Annotated in this window: 6 protein-coding genes; 5 read left to right on the top strand and 1 reads right to left on the bottom strand. The window is 59.4% G+C overall.

Features of this window, described 5'->3' with window-relative positions:
* Both PHW69_09560 and PHW69_09555 read left to right on the top strand, forming a co-directional pair.
* Window positions 1-1581: hypothetical protein (locus tag PHW69_09560; protein MDD4005428.1), on the top strand; the 1581-nt coding region annotated here is incomplete at its 5' end.
* Between the two features lie 5 nt (window positions 1582-1586).
* Window positions 1587-2786 carry a PorV/PorQ family protein gene (locus tag PHW69_09555; protein MDD4005427.1) on the top strand — a complete coding sequence of 400 codons (1200 nt, stop codon included), beginning with the start codon at window positions 1587-1589 and terminating at the stop codon, window positions 2784-2786.
* Window positions 2787-2946: 160 nt separating this feature from the next.
* Here PHW69_09555 and PHW69_09550 read toward each other — a convergent pair whose 3' ends face one another.
* Entirely contained in the window at window positions 2947-3609 is a 663-nt protein-coding gene (locus tag PHW69_09550) for an RluA family pseudouridine synthase (GenBank protein MDD4005426.1), read from the bottom strand.
* A gap of 83 nt (window positions 3610-3692) precedes the next feature.
* Here PHW69_09550 and PHW69_09545 point away from each other — a divergent pair, with 83 nt between their 5' ends.
* The 3 genes from PHW69_09545 to PHW69_09535 all read left to right on the top strand — a co-directional run.
* A complete protein-coding gene (locus PHW69_09545) occupies window positions 3693-5129 on the top strand; it encodes an aminopeptidase (protein ID MDD4005425.1) in 1437 nt (478 codons plus the stop codon).
* 65 nt (window positions 5130-5194) lie between these two features.
* Window positions 5195-5731 carry an asparaginase domain-containing protein gene (locus PHW69_09540; GenBank protein MDD4005424.1) on the top strand — a complete coding sequence of 179 codons (537 nt, stop codon included), beginning with the start codon at window positions 5195-5197 and terminating at the stop codon, window positions 5729-5731.
* A gap of 20 nt (window positions 5732-5751) precedes the next feature.
* Window positions 5752-6235 (top strand): hypothetical protein (locus PHW69_09535; protein MDD4005423.1); only part of this gene is annotated, 484 nt, incomplete at its 3' end.

Genomic DNA, 6235 nt, shown 5'->3' with positions numbered 1-6235 from the left:
AGTTACTACCGCATCTACGCCGACACGACCCCCGCCGCAACCTGGGATAACGGCTACCTTCTCGCGACAGCGACAGACACTTCCTATGCCATTGCCTATCTGGCGGACGATGTGGTCACGTTTTTCCGCGTGACCGCAGTTGACACGGGCCCCAACGAACTGGAAAGCGAGCCTTCGCAGGATATTTCGGTTTATGTCAACGACACCTTCGCGCCCGCGGTGTCCGCGCTCGCCTCGCCGAGCCACGGGCTGGCCGGCGCATGGAGCACGGTATCGCGCGCGTCGTTCACCTGGACGGGAAGCGACACCGGCCTGTCCGGCCTGAAAGGTTTTTATATCGGGTTTGACCATACCGCCTCCGTCACCGCCTCGGCGCTGAAACTGAGCGGCGTTTTCACGACCGCCTACAGCACCAGCGCGGTTTTCGCGGACGACACCTGGTATTTTCACATAGCCGCCATAGACAACGCGGGCAATCTGTCCACCGCGCAGAACGCCCTGTTCAGAATTGACACGGCGGCGCCCGTGTCCACGCTGGCGATGGCGGAAACCGAAGCACTCGGAAGCGGCAGCTTCGCGCTCACGCTCACGATAGCCGACACAAGCGGTGAAAACGCCGCGCCGGCGCTTCAATATTATGTCGCGGAAGGCGCCACGAAAACAGTCACGCTGACCGGCTCCGGCGGCGCCTATGCGGGAAATGTTTTCATCGAGTCGTATGACAGCACCGGCACGGGCCATTTCGTTTACTCGGTCAGCGACAGGGCGGGCAACTCGTCCGCCGTTCTGCTCGGCACAACCGCGTTCACGGTGGACACGGCCATTTCAAGCGATACTGGCGGCACTGTCGTCAATTCGGACGACACGGCGGTTTACGTGCCCGCCGGCAGCATCATTTCGACCGTCACGATAACGGTGGAAACGCCGTCGCCCGCGCTGGCGGATATCGTCGCGGCGAACAACAAGCTGAAAGTGGCCGGCGGAGTGGACCCGATTACAACCGCGAACTGCGCGCGCAAATTCACGGCGACAACCTCCACAAACACAACGCTCACGGTTTTCGCCGCGCCGGTAAAGATTTCCATACCCTATCCCGACTCCAACAGCGACGGCTATCTTGACGGCACGCTTATAAAACCGGCGGACCTGAAGATTTATTATCTCGACACAGGCGCCGGCTGGACGGAAGTTCCGGGCTCGGCGCCTGACACCGCCAACCGGCTCGTAACCGCCTGGGTTGACCACTTTTCCATATACAGCCTGCTGTCAACGGCAAAACTGAGTGTGGATCTTTCGGCCATACTGGTCTATCCGCAGCCGTGCTATTTCAAGAACACGCCGAAAGTGACGATAGCCATGCTGCCCGACACCGCCGACCTTGCCGTGCGCATCTATACCATGGACGGCACGCTGCTGCGCACTATGACCAGCAATGACGGCATCACCATGCAGGGCTCCAACCGCAAAGCGGAATGGGACGGGCGCAACTCCTCGGGCGAGAAAGTGGCCAGCGGGATGTATCTTTACCTCATCAAGGCGGACGGCGAGACCAAAACGGGCAGGCCGGGAGTGTTCTGGTAAAACTTATGAAACGGCTATTGGCGGCTATCTGCTGCATGGGATTGCTGGCTCCGTCCGCAAAAGCGGGCGGGGCGGGCACTACCGCCGCGTCGTTTTTAAAGATTGACCCCTCGGCGCGGGAAGCCGCGCTGGCCGGAGCGGTGACCGCATTAACGGACGACAGCCCCGCGCTCATAAATTACAATCCCGCGCTGATCGCCGCGGCGGACTACAAACAGCTGTCTTTCACGCATACGGGCTGGCTGTCCGGCGTGCAGCTGGAGTCGCTGAGCTACGCGCATCCTCACAAAAAAACCCTGACATTCGGCGCGGGCATCAACTACCTGCACACGCCCGACGTGCCTAAAACCGACGCCAGCGGCAACCCGCTTGGCTCGTCGTTCAACTCGGCCGACGGGGTATTTTCACTTGGCGTGGCCAACCGGTTCCATGAAAATATTTTCGCGGGCGCATCCTTTAAAACCATCCGCCAGTCAATGGACGACCGCAACGCCACCGCGTTCGCGGGCGACGCGGGCCTGCTTGTTCGCTATGAAGCGGTCGCGCTGGGCCTGGCGGTTTCAAATTTCGGCAGCGAGCTGAAACTTTACGAGCAGGAATCTCCGCTCCCGCTCACTTACAAGGCCGGCCTGTCGGTGAAAGCGGGCGAAAACTTCACTTTGCTGGGAGAAGCGGACAAACCGTCCGATACCGTGCCGATAATCCGCGCCGCGCTGGAATACTCGGCATACGGCGTGCTGGTCCCCTCTGACCGGTATTCGCTGCGGCTCGGGTACAGAACCTCGACCGCAGAAAGCGCGGGCCCCGGGTTCACGATAGGCGCGGGCATGCGGCTCAAGAGATTTTCGCTCGACTACTGTTTTGTGCCGATGGGCGATCTGGGCAACACAAACCGGATCAGCATTTCCGTCGGGTTCGGCGCGACACGCGCCGAACAGCTCGCGCAGGCCAGCGCGCAAAAACCGGTCGCGCACGGCAGCATGGTGCCGCCCAAGCCTGTCAAACGGCGAAAAGCAGCAGTCGTCGCGCCTGAGGACAGCGTTCTTGATGACGCTTACAAACCGCGCCTGAAAGACCCGCACACCTATCTGCTTGAAGACGAAAGTTCAGGCGGACCGCAAAGCCCCGATGCGGCGTTTTCCGCGCAGGATCGCGCGCGCACGCGCATACCGCGCAAATCCTCCACCTCGCCTGTTGTGGAATAAACCATCTCCCGCGCTTGCGGCCTGACGGCGAATGTTATGCCTTGCCGGCAAACCGGTCAGGCGAGCGAAATTGAAAATCGCCGCGGCGCGGATCCTGCCGGTTACCGGGCAAGCTTCTGGCGGCCGCTCCGGACACCGGACGCGGCCGGAAGCCGGCCCGTCATAAAGAACCGCAGGTTTTGAGCTGTTTTATCACCGCGGTGAAACTGTCGGGCGCAGGGGCGGTTATTTCAAGGGCGCGGCGCCCGGCGCGCGGCAGGCGAAGCGTATGGGAGTGCAGCATAAGGCGCGGGTAACACGCCTGTTTTTCGGGATCTCCGTATTCAGGATCGCCCACAAGCGGATGCCCGATGCTGTAAAAATGCGCCCGGATCTGGTGCCTGCGCCCGGTGACAAGTTCGATGTCAAGCAGTGAGTAGCCGTACAGTTTTTCCAGCACAAAATAGGAAGTCACCGACGGCTTTCCGCCGCCTGGATCCACGCCCACCCGGCCTGATCCGAACTCCCGCAGCGGCTTGTTTATCGTCCCGGAAAAGCTCTCGAACTGGCCCTGCGCCAGCGCAAGATAATGCTTTTCCACTGTGCGGGCTTCAAACGCCTGGCACAGTTCGCGGTGCGCCAGCTCGTTTCGGGCGAACACAACCGCGCCGCTCACGGGGCGGTCGAGCCGGTGCACCACAAAAATTTTCGCGCCGGCCCGCCGGGCCAGCCAGTCAAGCAGCGACGGCTCCGCCGAGCCCTCGCGCCCCGGAATTGTAAGCAGGCCTTCCGGCTTGTTAACCGCTATGATTTCGCTGTCCTCGTACAGAATTCCGATATCCATGCAAGCCTCATTGACCGCCGTATTTGCAAATTCTACAAATTTTCTTTAATATTATTATAGGCAGCATAGTCCATGGAGGGAAAATGCCCGAAAAGAAAAGCAAAAAAACGGCGCTGGGTTACGAACTCAAAAACGGTTACGAAAAGCTCGGCCAGGCCGAGGAAAAACAGATGGAGGCGGTCTGCTCCGCCTATATGAATTTTCTCGCAAAAAGCAAAACCGAACGCGCCGCGCACGACGAGGCCGTAGCGCTTGTTGAAAATGCCGGCTACAAAAACCTTGAAACCCTGATCGCGAAAAAAACCGCGCTGAAGCAGGGCGACAGGATTTACGCCTCCTGCGCCGGCAAAACCATCATGGCCCTTGTCATCGGCAGGCGTCCGCTTGAGGAAGGAATGCACATCGTCGGCGGACATACCGACGCGCCCCGCCTTGACCTTAAACAGAACCCGCTTTACGAAAACAGCGAACTGGCCTATTTCGACACGCACTATTACGGCGGCATAAAAAAATACCAGTGGGTGACTATCCCGCTGGCGCTGTACGGGGTGTTCGCGCTGAAAAACGGCAAGATCCTGAACGTGGCGATCGGCGACAAGCCGGGCGATCCCGTGTTTTGCATAAGCGACCTGCTGCCGCACCTGGCGCAGCACCAGAACCAGAAAAAACTCGGCGAAGCGATCGGCGGAGAGGATCTGGACGTGATCGTGGCGTCCCGCCCGGTAACCGACAAAAACGCCAAACAGAAAGTGAAGGAATATGTGCTGAAACACCTTAATAAGGAATACGGTGTGAAAGAGGCCGATTTCCTGTCGGCGGAGCTGGAAATAGTGCCGGCCGGAGCGCCGCGCGAAGTGGGGTTTGACCGCGCGCTGATACTCGGCTACGGGCATGACGACCGGGTCTGCGCCTATTCCGCGCTGCAGGCTTTGCTGGACCTGCCCGCCGTGCCGCAATACACCGCCTGCGCGCTTATGTGCGACAAGGAGGAAATAGGCTCTGCCGGAGCGACCGGCATGGAATCGAATTTCTTTGAAAACATGGTGGCGGAACTGGTGGCCCTGCAGTCCGGCGCTGACAGCGAACTGGCGGTAAAACGCTGCATGCGCAAATCCAAACTGCTTTCGGCCGACGTAAACGCCGCGTTCGACCCGATGTTTCCCGGCGTATCGGACAAGCGCAATTCCTGCATGGTCAATTACGGCACCTGCCTGACGAAATACACCGGCGCGCGCGGCAAATCCGGCGCGAACGACGCCAACGCCGAATTCGTGGCCGAAGTGCGCTATATTTTCGACGAAGCCAAAGTGGCCTGGCAGACCGGCGAGCTGGGCAAGGTGGATCAGGGCGGAGGCGGCACCATAGCCGCGATCATGGCCCGCTACGGCATGGACGTGGTGGACTGCGGAGTGCCGCTGCTTTCCATGCACGCGCCCTCCGAACTGGCCTCCAAGTTCGACATTTATATGACCTACAAAGGCTTCAGGGCCTTTTTCAGCTACTCCCGCAACCGCAAATAAACCAGCCGCCTGACGCGGCGGGCCGGTACGGTCCGCCGCGGGGCCGCAAAACACTGTGAACCACTATGAAAATTCGCATAATCGCAACCGGCGGAACATTCGATAAAGAGTATAACGAGCTTAACGGAAAACTTTTTTTCCGCTCCACCCACATACACGAAATTCTCAATACCGGCCGGTGCAAGCTGCCGCTTGCGGTAACCGAACTGATGATGATTGACAGCCTCGACATGACCGACAGCCATCGCCGGAAGATACTGCAGGAATGCCTCGCCTGTCCCGAAGAGCATATCGTGATCACCCACGGCACCGACACTATGGAGAAAACCGCCAAACTGCTCGGGCCCGCCATTACCGACAAAACCGTCGTGCTTACCGGCGCAATGGTGCCGTACAAGTTCGGCAGTTCGGACGGGCTGTTCAATCTTGGAAGCGCGCTGTCGTTTTCGCAGGCCCTGCCGTCAGGCGTCTATATCGCCATGAACGGCAAGGTGTTCCACTGGAACGACGTCCGCAAGAACAAAAAAATAGGCGAATTCGAGCCTGCGGCAAAGCAAAAGCGCGCCGCGGTCAAACCGGCCGGCAAAACCACCCGGCATTAAACCGCGCCCGCCAATAACCCGTGAATTCCCTTGTGAAACTCCTGTCGTTTATAACCGTTTTTTCAGTCATCTACTGCTCCATGCATCTGGCGGTGGCGCAGTGGCTGATCATGCATTTTCACCTGCCTGCGGGACGGGTGCGGCTGATCTTTACGGCGGCGGCGCTGTCGTTTTTCGCATGCGCGTGGCTGGTGCACGGCTATTCCAATCCGCTTACGCGGTTTCTTATAACCGGCGCGTATATATGGATGGGCGTCATCTTCATCTGGCTGAGCGTTATCGCGGCAAGCCTTGTTCCCGAGCTGCTCGTGCGGCTGTGGCGGCTAGACTCCGGGCCCTGGTTCGCCTGGGGCGTGATCATCGCAACAGCCGTTTTGTCGGGTTATGCGATTATCGCCGGATATCATACTCCGCGCGTTCATAATGTGGAAATCCCGGTGGAATCGCTTCCGCGCGCGCTTGACGGGGTTCGCATAGCGCAGATTTCCGATGTGCACCTCAGCG

This window comes from Elusimicrobiaceae bacterium, from assembly GCA_028700325.1.
Classification (GTDB): domain Bacteria; phylum Elusimicrobiota; class Elusimicrobia; order Elusimicrobiales; family Elusimicrobiaceae; genus JAQVSV01.
This window is presented reverse-complemented; position numbering and strand designations above follow the sequence as displayed.